Source organism: Microbacterium sp. NPDC091662, assembly GCF_044756705.1.
Classification (GTDB): domain Bacteria; phylum Actinomycetota; class Actinomycetes; order Actinomycetales; family Microbacteriaceae; genus Microbacterium.
This window is the reverse complement of the sequence record NZ_JBIVTM010000001.1, coordinates 453,951-473,824: the sequence shown is the minus strand read 5'-3', so window position 1 is coordinate 473,824 and position 19,874 is coordinate 453,951. Positions and strand designations below refer to the sequence as shown.

Sequence of the window (19,874 nt, the reverse complement as noted above, 5' to 3'; positions counted from 1 at the left end):
AAGTGGGGGAAGGTAAATCAGGCGACGGTGCCGGCCTCAGCCTACGCGGGCTGGAGACCGATCGCGACATCGCTCGGGCGCACGGGCTCGGGAAGCACCGTTGTGCCCATCAGGAACCGGTCGACGTTCGCGGCGGCTGCCCGCCCTTCGGCGATGGCCCACACGATGAGCGACTGTCCGCGGCCGGCGTCGCCTGCGACGAACACGCCGGGAACGGTCGACTCGTACGAGGAGTCGCGACGGAACGCACCACGGTCGGTCACCTGCGGCAGCGTTTCCTCGGTGTAGCCGCCCTGCTCGGGACCGGTGAATCCCATCGCGATCAGGATGAGATCTGCGGGGATCTCCCGCTCGGTGCCGCTCTTGGGGACGCGACGCCCATCGACGTACTCGGTCTCCGCCACACGGAGGGCACGGACCTCGCCGACGTCGTTGCCGAGGAACTCGACGGTCGACGCGAGGAACACCCGCTCGCCGCCCTCCTCATGCGCGGAGGAGACTTCGAAGACCGTCGGCATCATCGGCCACGGCTGGTGGTCGGGACGCGTGTCACCCGGCCGCTTGCCGATCGCGAGGTTGGTGACGCTGAGCGCGCCCTGACGGTGGGCCGTGCCGATGCAGTCCGCACCGGTGTCGCCACCGCCGATCACGATGACGTGCTTGCCCTCGGCACTGATCTGGTCGGTGACCTTGTCGCCCGCGACCGCGTGGTTCGACTCCACGAGGTACTCCATGGCGAAATGCACGCCATCGAGGTCGCGGCCCGGAATCGCGAGGTCGCGAGGGACCGTGGATCCGGTGGCGATGACGACCGCGTCGTACCGCGCACGCAGGTCGGGCCAGGAGATGTCCTTGCCGATCTCGACGCCCGCACGGAAGCGCGTGCCCTCCTCCTGCATCTGGCGCAGGCGGGACTCGAGCTGCGTCTTCTCCATCTTGAAGTCGGGGATCCCGTAGCGGAGCAGGCCCCCGATACGGTCATCGCGCTCGAAGACCGCGACGGTGTGCCCGGCACGGGTGAGCTGCTGGGCGGCCGCGAGACCCGCCGGTCCCGATCCGACGACGGCGACCGTCTTACCCGTCAGGCGCTCGGGAGGCTCGGGCTCGACCCATCCTTTCGCAAAGGCCTCGTCGATGATCGAGACCTCGATCTGCTTGATGGTCACAGCCGGCTGATTGATGCCGAGCACGCACGAGCTCTCGCAGGGCGCCGGGCAGAGGCGGCCAGTGAACTCCGGGAAGTTGTTCGTGGCGTGCAGACGCTCTATCGCCGCGCGGCCCTCGCCCCGCCACGTGAGGTCGTTCCACTCGGGGATGAGGTTTCCCAGCGGGCAGCCCTGGTGGCAGAACGGCACGCCGCAGTCCATGCAGCGGCCCGCCTGCCGACGCAGAACCTGCTTGTCGCCGGGCTCGTAGACCTCTTTCCAGTCCATGATGCGCACCGGCACCGGACGTCGTGCGGGAAGCTCCCGCTCGGTCACCTTCAGAAAGCCTTTGGGGTCAGCCACCGGTCACCTCCAGGATGCGGTTCCACACGATGTCGCCGTCGGGGTCGATCCCCTCGGCCAGCGCCTCCTCGCGCATGCTCCGCACGGCGGCGAAGTCACGAGGCAGCACCTTCACGAACTCGGTCGCGGCCTGCTCGAAGCTCTCGAGGAAGGACGACGCCAGCGGCGAGGCCGTGCGCTCGACGTGCCCGACCAGCAAGCTGCGCAGCACCTCGAGATCGGCGCGATCGAGCGGTTCGAGCAGCAGTTCTCCGCTGCCGAGGGACTGCGCGTTCACCTTGCTCGTGTCGAGCGCGTGCACATACGCCACTCCCCCGGACATGCCGGCACCGAAGTTGCGTCCGGTCGACCCGAGGATCACGGCCAGGCCGCCGGTCATGTACTCCAGCGCGTGGTCGCCCACGCCCTCGACGACCGCTGTCGCACCCGAGTTGCGGACGAGGAACCGCTCGCCGACGACGCCGGAGATGAACATCGTGCCCGAGGTCGCGCCGTAGCCGATGACATTGCCGGCGATCACGTTCTCGTGCGGAGCGATTGCGGAGCCGCGCGGCGGACGGATCGTGATGTCACCGCCCGACAGCCCCTTGCCGACGTAGTCGTTCGCATCCCCCTCGAGGCGGAGCACGATCCCCGGCGGCAGGAACGCCCCCAGCGACTGCCCGGCGGTGCCGTGGAGGGTGACGTCGATCGTGCCCTGCGGCAGACCGTCGGCCCCGTGCCGCGAGGTCACCTGGTGACCCAGCATCGTGCCCACAGCGCGCTCGGTGTTGGCGATGGGCAGCTCCACGACGACGGGTTCGCCGTTGAGGAGCGCCCCCTTCGCGATGTCGATCAGCTGCACGTCGAAGTGCTTCTCGAGTTCGTGATCCTGCGTACGACCGCTGCGACGTGGCTCACCTGCCGGGAACACCGGACCTTCCAGCACCGGCGTGAGGTCGAGCCCCTCGGCTTTCCAGTGCTCGACCGCAGCGTTCACCTCGATGAGGTCGGCGCGGCCGACGATCTCGTCGAGCGAGCGGTAGCCGAGTTCGGCGAGGAGCTCACGCACCTCCTCGGCGATGAACTCCATGAAGTTCACGACGAACTCCGGCTTGCCCGTGAAGCGCTCGCGCAGAACCGGGTTCTGCGTGGCGACACCGACAGGGCAGGTGTCGAGGTGGCAGACGCGCATCATGATGCAGCCGCTGACCACGAGCGGAGCAGTGGCGAAGCCGAACTCCTCCGCGCCGAGCAGCGCGCCGATGATCACATCGCGGCCGGTCTTGAGCTGACCGTCGACCTGCACCACCACACGGTCGCGCATTCCGTTGAGCATGAGCGTCTGCTGCGTCTCCGCCAGACCGAGCTCCCACGGCGTACCCGCATGCTTGAGCGAGTTCAGCGGGCTGGCACCCGTTCCCCCGTCATGGCCGGAGACCAGGATGACGTCGCTCAGCGCCTTGGCGACACCCGCCGACACCGCGCCGATGCCCGACTGGCTGACCAGCTTGGTGTGGATGCGCGCCTCGGGGTTCGCCCTCTTCAGGTCGAAGATGAGCTGCTTGAGGTCTTCGATCGAGTAGATGTCGTGGTGCGGCGGCGGCGAGATCAGTCCCACGCCGGCGGTCGCATGACGGGTACGGGCGACCCACGGGTACACCTTGGTCGGCGGCAGCTGACCTCCCTCGCCGGGCTTCGCGCCCTGAGCGAGCTTGATCTGGATGTCATCCGCCTCGGTCAGGTACAGGCTCGTGACGCCGAAGCGTCCGGAGGCGACCTGCTTGATCGAGCTGCGGCGTTCGGGGTCGACCAGCCGGTCGGGGTCCTCGCCGCCCTCGCCCGTGTTCGACTTGGCACCGATGCTGTTCATCGCGATCGCGAGCGTCTCGTGTGCCTCACGGGAGATCGAGCCATAGCTCATCGCACCCGTGGAGAAGCGCTTGACGATCGCGGAGACCGGCTCGACCTCGTCCAGCGGCACCGGCTTGCGTGTGCCGGTGCGCAGGGTGAACAGCCCGCGGAGCGTCTTCAACTCGGCAGCCTGCTCGTCGACGAGCTTCGTGTACTCCCGGAAGATGTCGTAGCGCCGTGTGCGGGTCGAGTGCTGCAGCTTGAACACCGTCTCCGGGTTGAACAGGTGCGGGGATCCGTCGCGCCGCCACTGGTACTCGCCGCCGGTCCACAGACGCTCGTGCGCGCGCGCCGCCGCATCCTCGGGGTACGCGTAGTCGTGACGCGCCTGGTTCTCGGCGAAGATCTCCTCGATGCCGATGCCGCCGAGCTTGGACTCGGTGCGCGTGAAGTACGCGTCGATGAACTCCTGGCTGAGCCCCACCGCCTCGAACACCTGAGCGCCCGCGTACGACGACACCGTGGAGATGCCCATCTTCGACATGATCTTGAGCACGCCCTTGCCGAGCGCGTAGATCAGGTTCTTGACCGCCTTCTCGGGCGTGATGCCGTTGATGTAGCCGGTGCGCACGAGGTGCTCGACCGTCTCCATCGCGAGGTACGGGTTGACGGCCGAAGCGCCGTAGCCGATCAGCGTCGCGACGTGATGCACCTCGCGGACGTCACCGGCTTCGACGATGAGACCGACCTTCATCCGGTTCTCGCGCCGGATGAGGTGGTGGTGGATCGCCGACACCATGAGCAAGGACGGGATCGGGGTGAGGTCCTTGTTGGAGTCGCGGTCCGACAGGATGATGAACTCGGCGCCGTTCTCGATCGCCTCGTCGACCTCGGCGCACATCTCGGAGAGCCGGTCCTGCAGCGTCTGGGGGCCGGCATCGAAGTGGTACAGACCCCGGATGGTCGCGCTCGACCGCCCTGGCATGGCCTTGTCGATGTGGCGGATCTTCGCAAGCTCGTCGTTGTCGATCACCGGGAAGTCGAGCGAGACCGTGCGGGTGTGCTCCGGTCCCCACGACAGCAGGTTGCTCTCCGGTCCGAGGCCCAGCTTGAGGCTGGTGACGACCTCTTCGCGGATCGAATCGAGTGGCGGATTGGTCACCTGTGCGAACTGCTGGGTGAAGTAGTCGAACAGCAGACGCGGACGCTTGCTCAGCACAGCGATCGGCGTGTCAGACCCCATCGCACCGAGCGGCTCGACGCCGGTCTGTCCCATCGGAGTGAGGAGGATGCGGACCTCTTCCTCGGTGTAGCCGAAGGTGCGCTGACGACGGGTGATCGATGCCGGCGGGTGCACGATGTGCTCACGCTCGGGCAGCTCAGCCAGGCGCACGGCACCGGCATCGAGCCACTCCTGCCACGGGTGCATCGTGGCGAGGTCGCGCTTGAGCTCGCTGTCCTCGATGATGCGACGCTGCGACGTGTCGACCAGGAACATCTTCCCGGGCTGCAGACGACCGCGGCGCTTGATGCGCTCCGGCTCGAACTGCAGCACGCCGGTCTCCGAACCGATCACCACGAGGCCGTCGGTCGTCTCTGTCCACCGTCCAGGACGCAGCCCGTTGCGGTCGAGGGTGGCGCCGACGAGCGTGCCGTCGGTGAAGATGAGGGCGGCAGGACCGTCCCACGGCTCCATCTGGTTGGAGTGGTACTCGTAGAACGAGCGCAGCTCCGGCGTGATGTCAGCCTGCTTCTCGTACGCCTCCGGGACCATCATCATGATGGCGTGCGGCAGGCTGCGGCCGGTGAGGGTCAGCAGCTCCAGGACCTCGTCGAAAGAGGCGGAGTCGCTGGCTCCGTCGGTGCAGATCGGGAGCAGCGGCGAGATGTCGCCGAGCAGTTCGGATTCGAGCTGAGACTGACGGGCGCGCATCCAGTTGCGGTTGCCGCCGACCGTGTTGATCTCGCCGTTGTGGGCGAGCATGCGCAACGGCTGCGCGAGCGGCCAGGACGGGAACGTGTTCGTGGAGTACCGGGAGTGCACCACGGCGAGTTCCGACGCGAAGCGCTCGTCCTGCAGGTCAGGGTAGAAAGGCTCGAGCTGCAGCGTCGTGACCATGCCCTTGTAGCCGAGCGTGCGCGCCGAGAGGGAGACGAAGTAGGCGCCGAGCTCGTGACCCGCGCGCTTGCGCAGACGGTAGGCGACGCGGTCGAGGGCGATGCCCGTGAGCGGCGCATCGGTGTGGGTCGCTCCGCCGGCGCTCACGAAGAGCTGCTCGAAGGCGGGACGCGCCTCATCGGCGAGCTTGCCGAGGTTCTCGTTGGCGGTGGGGACCTCGCGCCAGCCGAGGACACGGAGTCCCTCGGAGCGGGCGATCTTCTCGATCCCGGCCTTCTGCTGGCGGCGTTCGCTCGAGTCGCGAGGCAGGAACGCCAGTCCGGCCGCGTACTCCCCCACCGGCGGCAGTTCGAAGCCGACGACGGCGCGGAGGAACGCATCGGGCATCTGCGTCAGGATGCCGGCGCCGTCCCCGGTGCCCGCATCGGAGCCGATGGCTCCGCGGTGCTCCAGGTTGCGCAGGGCCTCGAGGGCCAACGCGATGATGTCGTGCCCGGCTTGGCCGCGCAGGGTCGCGACCATGGCGAGGCCGCAGGCGTCCTTTTCGAACGCCGGGTTGTACATGCCCTGCTTCGGGGGGTATGCGCCGGAGGCGCCGTAAGGGGGCTGGAAGTACACCAGTTACCGTCCTCAGATCTTCGAGTGAAACCCGGGGACGACGTCGGCCCGCTCGTTCAGTGCAATGGTTCTCCCGCCACGAGGCGGCGTTATCGAGAGCCGTCCTCGCTCGTGGGAGCAGTGCTTGTGGCGGTGGCTCCTGCGGTGACTTCTTCGGTCGGAGGCTCGCTCACGTCTACGAAGTCAGAGGGATTGTTCTGCGATTGTACATCAGCGTCTGCGTCCGTCCGTTCGCGGCCGGGCTGGTACGGCGAGGGCTCGAGTCCGGGGTGCCGGCGCGTCTGGACGATGAGGATCGCGAGACCGACGAGGACGCCGATGATCGCGGCCAGGACGTTGCTGCGCAGGCCGAGGATGATCTCGCTCGGATCGATGCGGATCGACTCCCAGACGATCCGGCCCGCGCTGTACCAGATCAGGTAGACGGCGAACAGACGGCCCCACTGGAAGAAGAGCTTGCGGCCGAGCCAGAGCAGGACGATGACGCCCAGTCCGTTCCACAGCACCTCGTAGAGGAATGTCGGGTGGAACAGCGTGCCCTCGGGCAGACCAGGAGGGAAGGCCGAGTTCGTGGACGGGATCTCCAGCCCCCACGGCAGGTCGGTGGGAAGACCGAAGAGCTCGTTGTTGAACCAGTTGCCGAAGCGGCCCATGGCCTGCGCCAGCAACAGACCGGGGGCCAGGGCGTCGGCGAAGGTCCAGAAGCGGATACCGGTCCACCGGCAGCCGAGATACGCGCCGATGGCGCCGCCGATGAGGGCGCCGAAGATCGCGATCCCCCCCTCCCAGATCGCCCAGACCGACCCCGGCTGGAAGGGGTTCCAGGTGTTGATCCCCTCGCCGAAGTAGTCGTTCGGATGGGTCAGCACGTGGAAGATGCGCGCGCCGATGATCGCCAGCGGCACTGCCAGGATCGAGATGTCGATCACGACCCACGGCTCTGCTCCGCGCTTGGTGAGACGACGGTTGGTCAGAAACGTCGCGGCGATGATGCCGGCGATGATGCAGAGCGCGTAGAAGTGGATCCGGATGCCAGGCCACACGTCCCAATAGGAGACCGTGGGGCTCGGGATGCTGGCGAGCACGTTCGTGAAGGTGCTGTGGAGCGCGAGTGACATGAGTGCGATTCTAGTTCTCGTGATCGGGGCGTGCCGACGCGGTGCCGGAGGCCAGGTTTCGGGTGACTTCTGCGAGGGCGGGAACGCCGCCGTCACGCAGGGCGCGGACGAGGGCCGTGCCGACGATCGCGCCGTCGGCGTACTCCGACACTCCCGCGATCTGCTCGGCGGTGGAGATACCGATACCGACGCACGCGCGGTGCGCGCCATGCGTGCGCAGACGCCCGACGAGGGTGCGGGCGGCGCGGTCGAGCTCGGCGCGCTCCCCCGTGATGCCCATCGTCGAGACGGTGTACACGAATCCGGTGGACGACTTCACGACGAGGTCGAGACGCTCGTCGGACGAGGTCGGAGCCGCGAGGAAGACGCGATCGAGGCCCGTCCGCTCGCTGGCGGCGATCCACTCCCCCGCCGCGTCCGGGGTGATATCGGGCGTGATGAGCCCGGCACCGCCGGCGGCGAGCAGATCGTCCGCGTAGCGGTCGATGCCGTACTGCATGACCGGGTTCCAGTAGGTCATCACGAGGACGGGAACGTCGGTCGCCGCGGTGATCGCGCGGATCGCCGTGAAGAGGTCGGCCATCCGGAAGCCCGCGGCCAGGGCCTTGGTGGTCGCCTCCTGGATGATCGCGCCGTCCATCACCGGGTCGCTGTACGGCGGACCCAGTTCGATGATGTCGACACCGTTCTCGGCGAGGGCGATGGCGGCCTGGATGCTCGTCTCGAGGTCGGGGAAGCCCACAGGCAGATAGCCCACGAACGCGCTGCGGCCGGCATCCTGGGCGCGCTGGATCGCCTGTTCGACGCGACTCATAGCTGCGGCTCCCCCTTCGCTGCCCGCTCGTCCTCTTCGCTCTCCTCGGACCCGTCGTGCGCCAGGGCGGCCTCGTCATAGAGCGCGAAGTAGCGCGCGGCGGTGTCCATGTCCTTGTCGCCGCGTCCGGAGAGACACACGGCGATCAGTCCATCGGGGCCGAGCTCGCGACCGATGCGCAACGCGCCGGCGAGGGCGTGCGCGGACTCGATCGCGGGGATGATCCCCTCGGTCCGGCTGAGCAGACGCAACGCCTGCATCGCCTCGTCGTCGGTGGCCGGGATGTACTCGGCACGGCCGATGTCCGAAAGCCAGGCATGCTCCGGACCGACGCCAGGGTAGTCGAGACCCGCAGAGATCGAGTGCGATTCGATCGTCTGTCCGTCCTCGTCCTGGAGGACATAGGTCTTCGCACCGTGCAGCACGCCGGGGCGGCCTCGCTCGATCGAGGCCGCATGCTTCTCGGTGTCGACGCCGTCGCCGGCCGCCTCGACACCGTAGAGCTTGACGCCCTCGTCATCGAGGAACGCGTCGAACATGCCGATCGCGTTGGAACCGCCGCCGACGCACGCGATGACAGCGTCCGGAAGGCGCCCGACCTCGTCGAGCAGCTGAGCGCGCGCCTCTTCGCCGATGATCTTCTGGAAATCACGGACCATCGCGGGGAACGGGTGCGGTCCCGCCGCCGTGCCGAAGATGTAGTTGGTGGTCTCGACCGATGCCACCCAGTCGCGGTAGGCGTCGTTGATGGCGTCCTTGAGCGTGCGCGAACCGGAGGTGACCGGGACGACCTCCGCACCCAGCAGTCGCATGCGGGCGACGTTGAGCGCCTGACGCTCTGTATCGACCTCGCCCATGTAGATGGTGCACTCCAGACCGAACAGCGCCGCCGCTGTCGCGGTCGCGACGCCGTGCTGACCGGCACCGGTCTCGGCGATCACGCGGGTCTTGCCGAGGCGCTTGGTGAGCAGAGCCTGACCGAGCACGTTGTTGATCTTGTGCGAACCGGTGTGGTTGAGGTCTTCACGCTTGAGGAAGACGCGTGCACCACCGGCGTGCTCGGCGAACCGCGGCACCTCGGTGATCGAGGAAGGGCGACCGGCGTACGAACTGAGCAGCTGCGCGAGCTCGGCCCGGAACCCGGGATCGACGATTGCCGCCTCGTAGGCGACCGTCAGCTCGTCGATCGCGGCGATGAGAGATTCGGGCATGTAGCGCCCGCCGAACTCACCGAAGAAGGGGCCGTGCTGGTCGCGCAGGCTCATCATGCCTCCAGGAAACTCTTGAGGGTGGCGACGGGGTCGCCGGTCACGAGCGCCTCGCCGATCAGGACGACGTCGGCGCCGGCCGAGCGGTAGTGCACGACATCGGCAGGAGTCAGCACCGCCGACTCCGCGATCTTCACCGCCGTGTCGGGAATGCGCTCGACCAGACGCCCGAACAGGTCGCGGTCGAGTTCGAGGGTCTTGAGGTCTCGCGCGTTCACGCCGATCAGCGGCGCGCCGAGATCGATCGCGGCCTCGAGCTCATCCGCGGAATGCGTCTCGACGAGGGGCGTCATGCCCAGTTCGCCGATGAACCCGAAGAGATCGCGCAGCACATCGGGCTCCAGCCCCGCGACGATCAGCAGGACGAGATCCGCGCCCGCTGCACGTGCCTCGAGCACCTGATACCGGGTGGCGATGAAGTCCTTGCGCAGCACCGGAAGCGAGACCCGGGCCGTGACGGCCTCGAGGTCGGCGAGGCTGCCGCCGAAACGGCGCTCCTCCGTGAGCACGCTGATCGCCGAGGCTCCCCCGGTCTCATACAGCGACGCCTGGAGCGCGGGGTCGGGGATGTCGGCGAGAGCACCGCGGGACGGACTCGCGCGCTTGACCTCCGCGATGATCTTCACGCGATCGGCGGGCGCCAGGAACGACAGTGCGTCTTTGGCGGCCGGTCGAGCCAGGGCATCCCGTTCGAGCGTGGCCAGCGGGCGCGACAGAGCGCGACGCTCAGCGTCTGCGACAGCGCCGGCCGTCAGGTCGGCGAGCACCATTAGTGCGCCTTCGGAGCGTACTTCGGACCCTTCACGCCGTAGCCGGCCTTCGCGAGCACCCAGCCGACGATCGCGCCGATCGGGATGAGCGCGACCGAGGCGACGACGAGGGCGGGCTGCTCGAAGCAGAAGGCGACGGTGCCGGCGGCGACGCCGACCAGCATGATCACGACAGCGGTCCAGGCGGCAGGCGAGTGTCCGTGGCCGGGGTCGGCGATCGGGTTGGTCATGTTCTCCTCCGGGGGACGACGTGGCAGTTCGGAATCAGTCTATCGGGGTCAACGCGTCGGATCGGTTCCGCGGGACAGCTCGTCCCAGGAATCCACGGCGTCCACGGGGCCGTCATGCACGACGTCGACGTGATCGGTGCGGTAGCGCCGCCCTCCGGCCTTCCAGCCACGCCAGGTGACCAGGACCACGATGGACGCGACGAGCAGGATCGCCCAGCCCACGAGGGCGATGTACGGCCACGCGGACGGCACGATGCTCGCCACGACCTCGTGGACGGCGAGACCGCCGGCGAGTCCGGTGACCTCAGTCACCGTGGCCGCGACTGCGTCGAACGGCTCGACGAGCAACAGCTGGAGCGTCGACCAGCCGAGGAACAGCGCGGTCGCCGCCGCGAGCACGCCGAACACGAGGCGGACGGCCTTGCCGGCGATCGACAGCGCCGCGCCGAGCGCCAGCACCGCCAGGCTGAGCGGAGCGAGCAGCACCAGGGCCGATGCGCCGGGGACCAGGATCGCCTCACCCGCATCCGCGCGCTCGACCGTCAGCCAGGTCTGGGTCGACGAGATGATGCCGATCGCACCGGCGAGAAGGAATCCGGAGACGGAGAGGGAGCGACCGCGCTGCGCGAAGCTCACGACTGATCCGCCCCGACGGTCGCCTCGAGGTCGTTCGCGTCGAAGCAGGTGCGCGTGCCGGTGTGACAGGCCGGCCCGGTCTGCGCCACGAGGAGCAGGATCGCATCGCCGTCGCAGTCCAGACGCGCCTCGTGCACGACCTGGATGTTGCCGGAGGCGTCACCCTTGCGCCAGTACTCCCGGCGTGAGCGCGACCAGTACGTCGCTCGCCCGGATGTCAGGGTGCGACGAAGCGCCTCCGCATCGACCCACGCGAGCATGAGCACCTCGTGCGAGTCCCATTGCTGCACGATCACGGGGGCCAGGCCGTCGGCGTTGAAGACCACCTGCGCGATGCGCGCCTCCACCAATGCCGCCTGCCCGTCTGCGTCGCTCATCGTACGAGCACTCCTTCCGCGCGAAGCGCGTCTTTGACATCTCCGACCGTGAGCGCGCCGGTGTGGAACACGCTCGCCGCCAGGACCGCATCCGCGCCCGCCTTGATCGCGGGGGCGAAGTCGGATGCCCGCCCCGCACCGCCCGATGCGATGACGGGGACGGAGGCTGCCTCGCGCATCAGTCGGACGAGCTCGAGGTCGAAGCCGTCACGCGTGCCGTCGGCGTCGATCGAATTCACCAGCAGCTCTCCCGCACCGCGTTCCGCGGCCTCACGCGCCCAGTCGAGCGCGTCGAGGGTGGTCTGGGTGCGACCGCCGTGCGTCGTCACGACGAAGCCAGAGTGCGTGGTCGGAGCGCGCTTCACGTCGAGCGACAGCACGAGCACCTGTGCACCGAAACGGTCGGCGATCTCGCCGATGAGCTCGGGTCGCGCGATCGCAGCGGAGTTGACCCCGACCTTGTCCGCGCCCACCGCGAGCAGACGCGCCACATCGTCGACGCTGCGCACTCCCCCGCCCACGGTCAACGGCACGAACACCTGTTCTGCGGTGCGCTGCACGACGTCGTAGGTCGTGGCACGGGCGTCGACCGTGGCGGTGACGTCGAGGAAAGTGATCTCGTCCGCGCCCTGGGCGGCGTAGTGCCGGGCGAGTTCGACAGGGTCGCCCATGTCGCGCAGGTTCTCGAAGTTGACTCCCTTGACGACGCGGCCGTCGGCCACGTCGAGGCAGGGGATCACCCGACTGGCGAGCGTCATCAGAGCCTCGCGTTGTGGATCGCGGTGACCAGGATGGCCCGCGCACCGAGCGCGTACAGCGCATCCATCACGGGGTTCACGCGCGAGCGCGCCACCATCACCCGCACAGCCACCCACTCGGGATCACGCAGTGGCGAGACGGTCGGCGATTCGACGCCGCCGGCGATCTTCACGGCGTCATCGAGGAGGGCGACCGGCAGGTCGTAGTCGATCATCACGAAGCGACGCGCGACCATCACGCCCCGGAGGCGACGAAGAAGGGTGTCCGCGCCCTCGGCATCCACCGGTCCCGCGATGAGCACGGCCTCCGATTCCAGGATGACCGGACCGAACACCTCGAGCCCGGCCTGCCGCAGCGTCGTCCCGGTCTCGACGACGTCGGCGACCGCGTCGGCGACACCGAGGCGGACCGCGGATTCCACGGCTCCGTCGAGCGGCACCAGATCGACGGCGATGTCGCGCTCGTCGAGGAATGCGTCCACCAGGCCGGGGTACGACGTCGCGATGCGCAGACCGTCGAGCTCGGTCACGTCGGTACAGCGCCCGGTCGGAGCGGCGAAGCGGAAGGTCGAGCCGGCGAATCCGAGCGCCTCGATCTCCCGCGCACCCGGCATGCGGGCGTCGAGCAGCAGATCACGCCCGGTGATGCCCACATCGATCGCGCCGGAACCGACATAGGTGGCGATGTCCTTGGGGCGGAGGAAGAAGAACTCGACGTCGTTCTCGGCGTCGATGACGTGGAGGGTCTTGGGGTCGCGTCGACCGGCGTAGCCCGCCTCGGCGAGCATGTCGGCGGCGGTTTCGGAGAGCGAGCCCTTGTTGGGAACAGCGATACGCAGCATGGATGGCTTTCAGTTCGAGGAGATCGGAACGGAGCGCATCACAGATGTCGGTAGACGTCCTGCAGGCTGAGGCCCTTCGCGAGCATCATCACCTGCACGTGGTACAGCAGCTGGGAGATCTCCTCGGCGGCGGCTTCGTCGGACTCGTACTCCGACGCCATCCACACCTCGGCGGCCTCTTCCACGATCTTCTTGCCGATCGTGTGCACGCCGCCGTCGAGCTCGGCGACCGTCCCCGATCCCTCAGGGCGGGTCTCGGCCTTGACGCTGAGCTCGGCGAACAGCTCGTCGAAAGTCTTCACGCTTCCAGGCTAGCGGCTCTGGCGAGGTCTCTCAGCCGGGTGACGGCGGCTTCGACGTCATCCGAGCCGTACACGGCCGAGCCAGCGACGAACGTGTCCGCGCCCGCGGAGGCGGCGATCTCGATCGTACGGTCGGAGATGCCCCCGTCCACCTGAAGCCAGACCTGGGAACCCCGCCGACGAGCCTCTTCGGCGAGGGCACGGAGCTTCGGCATGGTCTCCGGCATGAAACCCTGCCCGCCGAAGCCGGGCTCGACCGTCATCACGAGGATCTGATCGAACTCGTCGAGCACCTCGTACAACGACTCCACAGGCGTCGCCGGCTTGACAGCGACCCCCGCCCGCGACCCGATGTCGCGCAACCGGCGTGCGAGGGCGACGGGCTCGTCCGACGCTTCGAGATGGAATGTCACGCTCGCCGCGCCGATCTCGGCGTACTCGGGGGCCCAGCGCTCGGGATCGGTGATCATCAGATGCACATCGAGCGGGATCGGACTGGTGGCCTGGATGCGCTCGACCATCTGCGGGCCGAACGTCAGGTTGGGGACGAAGTGGTTGTCCATGACGTCGACGTGGGCGAAATCGGCGGTCGCGATCCGGGCGAGATCCGCCTGCATGTTCACGAAGTCGGCGGCGAGGATGCTCGGGTTGATGCGCGGGGCGAGTGGCAGTTCCACGGTCCTAGTCTTCCTTCCCAGATGAGGTGTTCTCGGTCGATGAGCGCTGCAGGAGTGCGAGGAACATCGCATCCGTTCCATGACGGTGCGGCCAGAGCTGGGCGCTGCCCGATTCTTCCCGCCCCTCCTCGGCGAGATCGATCGGCGAGCGGGCGACATCGGCGACAACCGAGCGCGCGTCGAGTTCGACGACGTCGGTGCGGTCGCGCAGTACCTCCTTGACGACCCCCGTGGTCTCCGCGAGGTGAGGAGAGCACGTCACATAGGCCACGATGCCGCCAGGGGCCAGAGCATCGAGCGCGGCGGAGAGCAGCTCCACCTGAAGCGGGACGAGCTCGGCGACATCAGCCGGAGACTTTCGCCACCGTGCTTCGGGGCGGCGGCGCAGCGCACCGAGGCCCGTGCACGGGGCGTCGACGAGGATGCGGTCGAACTCGCCGGGTCGGGATGCGGCGAGAGCCCGCCCATCCTGCTCATGCACCACGACGTCGCCGGGAACCGCCCTCAGCGCCTTGCGCACGAGGCGCGCTCTGACGGGGACGATCTCGTTCGCCTCCAGCGTCGCCTCGTGCTGGCGCGCGATCGCGGCGAGCAGGGCCGTCTTACCGCCGGGGCCCGCGCACAGATCGAGCCAGCGCTCGCCCGCCGTGATCGGGGCCGCACCGGCGAGTGCCAGTGCGACCAGCTGGGACCCCTCGTCCTGCACGCGCACGGTGCCACCGGAGGCCTCCACCGGACGGCGCGGATCGCCTCCGGGAGAGGCGAAGGCGGTCGGCGCGTAGGGAAGGCGGGGCTCACCGGGCTCCGCCAGGCCGGGGAGGGCGACGAGCGTGACCTCAGGCGATACGTTGTCGGCATCGAGAAGGGCGTCCAGCTCGTCTCCGCGCCCCTCGGCCGCCAGGGCGCGTCGCAGTGCGCGGATCACCCAGACCGGGTGCGCGGAACGCAGCGCGAGCCGCTCGTCATCCGAGCGTGCCCCGCTCTCGATACGCTCCTGCCAGTCTTCGCTCGATTCGCGCGTGATGCGCCGGAGCACCGCGTTCGCGAAGCTCGAGGCCCCGCGACCGGACTCCGTGGCCACCAGGTTCACAGACTCGTTGACGGCCGCGTGCGAGGCGACGCGCGTGGCGAGCAGCTGATGCACCGCGAGGCGCAGCGCATCGAGAACAGCCGGGTCGATGCTCTCCGTCGAACGATCCGCCGCCGCCGCGATGATCGCATCGTAGGTGCCGAGTCGGCGCAGCGTGCCGTAGGTCAGCTCGGTCGCGAGCGCCGCATCCTGCGGAGTGAGCCGCGCGTCGGCGATCGCCGAGGGAAGAACGAGATTCGCATAGGCGTCCGTCTCGGACACTGCGCGCAGCACGTCGTAGGCCACCCGTCTCGCAGGCTGCACGGTGCGCACCGGCCCGCGCTGACCGTCGCGAGGCGCCCCAGCCGGCCCCTGCCCGACACGTGGCCGCCCGTTCGATGGCCGAGGCCGTCGGTTCCGTCCGTCGTCGCTCATGATCCGGCCACCATCTCCTCGCCCCCACGCAGACCACGCCACCAGTCGACCGCGTTCATCGCTCCCTTGCCAGCGGGCTGCACCTTGGTGACGGCGAGCGGGCCGGTGGAGGTGCCGATGTGGAGTGCCGTCTTGGTGCCGCGGAGACGGCCGGGGGGCAGGACTTCGGCCTCCGGCGCAGGCACCGCCTCGAGCACCTTCAGCGGCTGACCGGCGACGGTGGTGTGCGCACCCGGTTCCGGGGTCACGCCGCGGAACCGGGCGAATACGACGTCGAGCGGCTGGTTCCAATCGAGAAGACCATCCGCGAGCGTGAGCTTGGCGGCGAAGGTCGGCTCCCCCTGCTGTGGCACCGCCGCTGCCGTACCATCCGCGATCGCCGAGACGACGTCGGCCGTGAGCTCGGCACCGTCCAGGGCGAGCGCCTCGAGCGCCTCGCCGGCCGTCGCCGTCGCCGGAATCTCGACCTCGCGGGTGGCGAAGACGTCGCCGGCGTCCAGTTCCGCGACGAGCTGGAAGACGCTGGCTCCGAGGACCTCGTCGCCGGCGATCAGTGCGCGCTGCACCGGTGCCGCGCCCCGCCAGGCGGGCAGAACGGAGAAGTGCAGGTTGATCCAGCCCGCGGTCGGGGCCGAGAGCAGCGGCTCGCGCACGAGCCCGCCGTACGCCACGATCACGCCGAGATCCACCTGCAGGGCCGAGATCTCGTCGGTGGCGGCATCGTCGAGCCGGGCAGCCTTGATGACGGGGAGCCCCAGTTCTGCGGCGGCCTGTGCCACCGGTGACGGGGTCAGCACCCGGCGACGCCCGAGGGGCGCGTCCGGTCGTGTGACGACCGCGGCGATGTCGTGGGACACCGCGAGACGGCGAAGGGTGGGCACGGCCGCAGCAGGTGTGCCGGCGAAGACGAGGCGCATGAAGGTTCTCCGGAAGGGTCAGAGCTCTGGTTCGAGGATATCGAGGCGGACCGAGAGCGTGCTCTTGGTCGCACGCCCCTTTCTGCGACGCCCGCTCACCGCTTCGGCGACGACCGCGGCGCGCAGTGCGGTCGCCACACGGGCTCCGGCACCGTAGTCGAACCGGACGAGCGCGCGTACCCGCGGAGGGACATCGTCGGATTCGACCGGGACAGGACCCAGCACCGCGTCGGAGGGAAGGGCGAGCTCGGTCAGCGCGGCGAGAGCGCGGGACACGGCGGGAACGGACCCCTGGACGAGGGCCACCCTGGTCGTCGGCGGCATGTGCAGCGGCGCCCTGCTCTCGAGCTCCGAACGGGCATGACCCGCCTGATTCCAGGTCGCGAGCGCCTTCGCGGCCGCGCCGTTGACGCCGACCAGATGGATCGGCGCGCCGGGTGCGGCAAGAGCCGCGGCATTCGACCACCAGCGCAGGCAGGACTCGGCGACGCGCAAGTCGGGCGCCTGGAGCATCCGTGGGCCGTCGAGCAGCACGACGGCGCGATATCCGCCGTCGGCGATCGGCTCGGCACCGCGGGTCGCCACCACGAGTGCCGGCTTGGACGGGACCCTCTCCACTGGGTGCGCACCGTCGGCCACGATCACGCGCACGCCGGGGAAAGCCCGGCCCAGTTCGTCGGCGGTGCGCTCGCTGCCGGATGATGCCAGGCGCAGCTTCGTGGAGGAGCAGGTCGGGCACGACCAGGCACTCGCAGCGCGACCGCACCAGGCGCACACCGGCACCGCACCGCGATGCTTCGCCCCGAGGGGACCGCCGCATTGAGCGCACCTCGCCGGAGCACGGCATTGCGCACACACGAGCGACGGCGAGAAGCCGGGCCGCGAGACCTGCACGAGCACCGGGCCCTCCGCCGCTGCGGTGCGTGCGGCCAGGAATGCGGACGACGGCATCCGCTGAGCGGTGGGCTGCTCCATCTCCTGGGGTGTGCTGAGCACGACCCGCGGCAGCACGCGGCGCACTGCTCTGACGTCCTGCAACCAGCCGAGGACGACCAGGCGCTCCACGTCGGTCGTTCGTGTGTGGCCCGCGAAGAGCAGTGCCGATCCCTCGAGCTCCTGACGCAGCAGCGCCGCATCCCTCGCGTTGACATACGGGGCGAGCGGTTCTCCCAGGAGCGGATCGCCGTCGTCCCAGATCGCCACCAGGCCTGCCACGACCGGTGAGTAGACCGCCGAACGGTTCCCCACCACGATGCACGGCGCGTCCTCGAGCGTGCGCAGAAAGCCGCGATAGCGGTCGGGGTTGGTCTGCCGGGAATCATGACGCACGATCGACGCTGCAGGCACGAGCGCCTCGAGCGCGAGGAGGAGCCGATCGAGATCACGGCTGTCGGGAACGACGAGGATCGACGACGCGCCGGCGGCGAGCGTGCGTGCCGCCGAAGCCGCCAGCAGCCGAGCCCAGCCCTGCACCCCGTCGACGAGCTGCGGAATCGCCTCCACGGCTGCGCGTCCGCCCGAATCGAGCACGGCGTCGAGGCCTTCGTACAGACCGACTGTCTCCTCTGCCACGACGAGCGCATCCGCCGCTGGTGTCTCGACGGGTGTGTCGGCGGTCCAGGCCTTCTCGACGCGCACCTGACGCTTGGGGATCACGAGCCGCAGCACGTCGGAGGCCGAACCGGCGGCACGATCCGCCACCCGACGTGCGAGCGTATGCAGGCGCTCCGGAAGCACCGGCACCATGGACACCACGCTCTCTACCTCGGAGAGCGCACGGTCTGCGTCATCTTCGACGTCGACGTCGACGACGTAGCCGTCGATCACGCGCCCGGCGGTGCGCAGCGGCACCTGCACGCGGACACCCCTCGGCACATCGCCCAGCTCGGGCGGAAGCGCGTAGTCGAAGAGGCGATCGAGCTGCGGCAGGGGCGAATCGAGGAGCACGCGCGCGATGCGCCGGCTCTCCGGAGGCATCAGGACCGCGGTCCCATCAGAGCCCGGCAGCGCGGCGCAGCTCTTCGGCGCGGTCGGTACGCTCCCAGGTGAAATCGGGAAGCTCTCGGCCGAAATGCCCGTAGGCGGCCGTCTGGGCGTAGATCGGACGCAGCAGATCGAGCTGGTCGATGATCGCCTGGGGGCGCAGATCGAACACCTCGTTGATCGCGCGTGTGATGACCTCGTCCGACACCTTGCCCGTGCCGAAGGACTCGACATAGAGACCGACCGGGCGCGCGACGCCGATCGCATAGGCGACCTGCACCTCGAGCCGGTCCGCCAGCCCGGCGGCGACAGCGTTCTTCGCCACCCATCGCGTGGCGTACGCACCGGAGCGGTCGACCTTGGACGGGTCCTTGCCGCTGAAGGCGCCACCGCCGTGACGCGAGGCTCCGCCGTAGGTGTCGATGATGATCTTGCGCCCGGTCAGGCCGGCATCGCCCTTGGGTCCGCCTGTGACGAAGGGACCCGCAGGATTGATGTAGAGCGTGACGTCGTCGAGGTCGAGTCCGGTGGTCGAGAGCACCGGGTCGATCACATGCGCACGGACCTGGGCCTGCAGCTCTTCCTGCGAGATGTCGGGGTGGTGCTGCGTCGAGACCACGACGGCGTCGACGGTCTTCGGTGTGAAGCCGTCGTACCCGAGCGTGACCTGGGTCTTGCCGTCGGGACGCAGGAACGGCAGCTCCCCGCTGCGACGCACCTCGGCGAGACGCTCCGCGAGACGGTGGGCGGTCCAGGCGGCCATCGGCATGAGCTGTGGCGTCTCATTCGTCGCGAAGCCGAACATGATGCCCTGGTCGCCGGCGCCGAGGCCGTCGAGCGGGTCGACCGAGGAACCGTCGCGGTGCTCCTGCGCGCTGTCGACGCCATGGGCGATGTCTGTCGACTGCTCACCCACCGAGATGCTGACCCCGCACGAGGAGCCGTCAAAACCCGTGTCGCTGGAGGTGTATCCGATGCCGTTCACGACCTGACGCACGATCGTGGGGATGTCGACGTAGGCCTCGGTGCGGATCTCACCGGCCACGTGCACGAGGCCCGTCGTGACGAGCGTCTCGACCGCGACGCGAGAGCCTGTGTCCTTCGCGATGAGGCCGTCGAGGATGCTGTCGGAGATCTGGTCGCAGATCTTGTCCGGGTGCCCCTCGGTGACGGACTCGGACGTGAACAGACGCAGTGCGCTCATCGAAACTCCAGAACGGGAAGGACAGAAGAAGGGTGTTGCACCCATTCTGGACCGCGCCTCCGACAGACGGGAGGCGCGGTCTCGAATATCACTCTGCGTGACGCAGGCGGAGCTTGTCCTCGTTGATCTCGTGCAGCGCGATGGTGAGCGGCTTGTCCTCGACGGACGAGTCCACGAGCGGGCCGACGTTGTCGAAGAGGTTTCCCTCGTGCAGGTCGGAGTAGTAGTCGTTGATCTGACGCGCGCGCTTGGCGGCGTAGATGACGAGTTCGTACTTCGAGTCGACGCGGTCGAGCAGGTTGTCGATGGGGGGATCGATGATGCCGTTGTTGTGTCCGGCCATGGTGAGACCTCCTGATCAGGCGACGGGATCGTCGCGAAGACGGTGCGAAAGGC

18 protein-coding genes are annotated in these 19,874 nt (G+C 68.8%); all 18 read right to left on the bottom strand.

Translation table 11 applies throughout. The features are described from left to right. Positions 1-41: 41 nt before the first annotated feature. A complete protein-coding gene (locus ACIQLD_RS02310) occupies positions 42-1,508 on the bottom strand; it encodes a glutamate synthase subunit beta (RefSeq protein ID WP_402604534.1) in 1,467 nt (488 codons plus the stop codon). Further along, a complete protein-coding gene (gene gltB, locus ACIQLD_RS02305) occupies positions 1,501-6,024 on the bottom strand; it encodes a glutamate synthase large subunit (protein ID WP_402608476.1) in 4,524 nt (1,507 codons plus the stop codon). Before gltB ends, ACIQLD_RS02310 begins: the two co-directional genes overlap by 8 nt. A 143-nt stretch (positions 6,025-6,167) precedes the next feature. After that, on the bottom strand, positions 6,168-7,196 hold the full coding sequence (gene lgt / locus ACIQLD_RS02300; RefSeq protein ID WP_402604531.1) for a prolipoprotein diacylglyceryl transferase: 1,029 nt from the start codon (positions 7,194-7,196) through the stop codon (positions 6,168-6,170). A gap of 10 nt (positions 7,197-7,206) precedes the next feature. Next, the gene (trpA, locus tag ACIQLD_RS02295) at positions 7,207-8,010 is read right to left on the bottom strand and encodes a tryptophan synthase subunit alpha (protein ID WP_402604529.1); all 804 of its coding nucleotides are present in this window, start codon (positions 8,008-8,010) and stop codon (positions 7,207-7,209) included. Next, positions 8,007-9,275: a tryptophan synthase subunit beta gene (gene trpB / locus ACIQLD_RS02290; protein WP_402608475.1), complete on the bottom strand. Its 1,269-nt coding sequence runs from the start codon at positions 9,273-9,275 to the stop codon at positions 8,007-8,009. The genes trpA and trpB overlap by 4 nt, the downstream gene beginning before the upstream one ends. Then, entirely contained in the window at positions 9,275-10,045 is a 771-nt protein-coding gene (gene trpC / locus ACIQLD_RS02285; protein ID WP_402608474.1) for an indole-3-glycerol phosphate synthase TrpC, read from the bottom strand. Before trpC ends, trpB begins: the two co-directional genes overlap by 1 nt. Positions 10,046-10,047: 2 nt before the next feature. After that, positions 10,048-10,278, bottom strand: a complete 231-nt coding sequence (locus tag ACIQLD_RS02280) for an HGxxPAAW family protein (protein WP_017830578.1) — start codon at positions 10,276-10,278, stop codon at positions 10,048-10,050. Between the two features lie 48 nt (positions 10,279-10,326). Next, positions 10,327-10,914 carry a Trp biosynthesis-associated membrane protein gene (locus tag ACIQLD_RS02275; protein ID WP_402604525.1) on the bottom strand — a complete coding sequence of 196 codons (588 nt, stop codon included), beginning with the start codon at positions 10,912-10,914 and terminating at the stop codon, positions 10,327-10,329. Continuing rightward, positions 10,911-11,291, bottom strand: coding sequence for a phosphoribosyl-AMP cyclohydrolase (gene hisI / locus ACIQLD_RS02270; protein WP_402604523.1), 381 nt, complete (start codon positions 11,289-11,291; stop codon positions 10,911-10,913). The genes ACIQLD_RS02275 and hisI overlap by 4 nt, the downstream gene beginning before the upstream one ends. After that, entirely contained in the window at positions 11,288-12,049 is a 762-nt protein-coding gene (hisF, locus tag ACIQLD_RS02265) for an imidazole glycerol phosphate synthase subunit HisF (RefSeq protein ID WP_402604521.1), read from the bottom strand. The genes hisI and hisF overlap by 4 nt, the downstream gene beginning before the upstream one ends. Continuing rightward, on the bottom strand, positions 12,049-12,891 hold the full coding sequence (hisG, locus tag ACIQLD_RS02260) for an ATP phosphoribosyltransferase (protein WP_402604518.1): 843 nt from the start codon (positions 12,889-12,891) through the stop codon (positions 12,049-12,051). Before hisG ends, hisF begins: the two co-directional genes overlap by 1 nt. Positions 12,892-12,929: 38 nt before the next feature. Next, positions 12,930-13,193: a phosphoribosyl-ATP diphosphatase gene (locus ACIQLD_RS02255; protein ID WP_017202142.1), complete on the bottom strand. Its 264-nt coding sequence runs from the start codon at positions 13,191-13,193 to the stop codon at positions 12,930-12,932. Then, on the bottom strand, positions 13,190-13,870 hold the full coding sequence (gene rpe, locus ACIQLD_RS02250; protein ID WP_402604516.1) for a ribulose-phosphate 3-epimerase: 681 nt from the start codon (positions 13,868-13,870) through the stop codon (positions 13,190-13,192). Before rpe ends, ACIQLD_RS02255 begins: the two co-directional genes overlap by 4 nt. A 4-nt stretch (positions 13,871-13,874) precedes the next feature. Continuing rightward, the gene (locus tag ACIQLD_RS02245; RefSeq protein ID WP_402604514.1) at positions 13,875-15,374 is read right to left on the bottom strand and encodes an RsmB/NOP family class I SAM-dependent RNA methyltransferase; all 1,500 of its coding nucleotides are present in this window, start codon (positions 15,372-15,374) and stop codon (positions 13,875-13,877) included. Next, a complete protein-coding gene (gene fmt, locus ACIQLD_RS02240) occupies positions 15,371-16,291 on the bottom strand; it encodes a methionyl-tRNA formyltransferase (RefSeq protein ID WP_402604512.1) in 921 nt (306 codons plus the stop codon). Before fmt ends, ACIQLD_RS02245 begins: the two co-directional genes overlap by 4 nt. An 18-nt stretch (positions 16,292-16,309) precedes the next feature. Then, on the bottom strand, positions 16,310-18,268 hold the full coding sequence (locus ACIQLD_RS02235) for a primosomal protein N' (protein ID WP_402604509.1): 1,959 nt from the start codon (positions 18,266-18,268) through the stop codon (positions 16,310-16,312). A gap of 16 nt (positions 18,269-18,284) precedes the next feature. Continuing rightward, complete coding sequence (gene metK, locus ACIQLD_RS02230; protein ID WP_402604506.1) at positions 18,285-19,478, bottom strand: methionine adenosyltransferase; 1,194 nt, start codon at positions 19,476-19,478, stop codon at positions 18,285-18,287. Positions 19,479-19,566: 88 nt separating this feature from the next. Continuing rightward, positions 19,567-19,821, bottom strand: coding sequence for a DNA-directed RNA polymerase subunit omega (rpoZ, locus tag ACIQLD_RS02225; RefSeq protein ID WP_017204385.1), 255 nt, complete (start codon positions 19,819-19,821; stop codon positions 19,567-19,569). Positions 19,822-19,874 lie beyond the last annotated feature (53 nt).

What these genes read in the sequence shown, in the direction of transcription:
- ACIQLD_RS02235 (WP_402604509.1), bottom strand. Translation starts at nt 18,268, where the DNA reads ATGCCTCCGGAGAGCCGGCGCATCGCGCGCGTGCTCCTCGATTCGCCC.
- ACIQLD_RS02245 (WP_402604514.1), bottom strand. Translation starts at nt 15,374, where the DNA reads ATGAGCGACGACGGACGGAACCGACGGCCTCGGCCATCGAACGGGCGG.
- fmt (WP_402604512.1), bottom strand. Translation starts at nt 16,291, where the DNA reads ATGCGCCTCGTCTTCGCCGGCACACCTGCTGCGGCCGTGCCCACCCTT.
- hisF (WP_402604521.1), bottom strand. Translation starts at nt 12,049, where the DNA reads ATGACGCTCGCCAGTCGGGTGATCCCCTGCCTCGACGTGGCCGACGGC.
- trpA (WP_402604529.1), bottom strand. Translation starts at nt 8,010, where the DNA reads ATGAGTCGCGTCGAACAGGCGATCCAGCGCGCCCAGGATGCCGGCCGC.
- ACIQLD_RS02280 (WP_017830578.1), bottom strand. Translation starts at nt 10,278, where the DNA reads ATGACCAACCCGATCGCCGACCCCGGCCACGGACACTCGCCTGCCGCC.
- gltB (WP_402608476.1), bottom strand. Translation starts at nt 6,024, where the DNA reads ATGTACAACCCGGCGTTCGAAAAGGACGCCTGCGGCCTCGCCATGGTC.
- hisI (WP_402604523.1), bottom strand. Translation starts at nt 11,291, where the DNA reads ATGAGCGACGCAGACGGGCAGGCGGCATTGGTGGAGGCGCGCATCGCG.
- metK (WP_402604506.1), bottom strand. Translation starts at nt 19,478, where the DNA reads ATGAGCGCACTGCGTCTGTTCACGTCCGAGTCCGTCACCGAGGGGCAC.
- rpoZ (WP_017204385.1), bottom strand. Translation starts at nt 19,821, where the DNA reads ATGGCCGGACACAACAACGGCATCATCGATCCCCCCATCGACAACCTG.
- hisG (WP_402604518.1), bottom strand. Translation starts at nt 12,891, where the DNA reads ATGCTGCGTATCGCTGTTCCCAACAAGGGCTCGCTCTCCGAAACCGCC.
- trpB (WP_402608475.1), bottom strand. Translation starts at nt 9,275, where the DNA reads ATGAGCCTGCGCGACCAGCACGGCCCCTTCTTCGGTGAGTTCGGCGGG.
- lgt (WP_402604531.1), bottom strand. Translation starts at nt 7,196, where the DNA reads ATGTCACTCGCGCTCCACAGCACCTTCACGAACGTGCTCGCCAGCATC.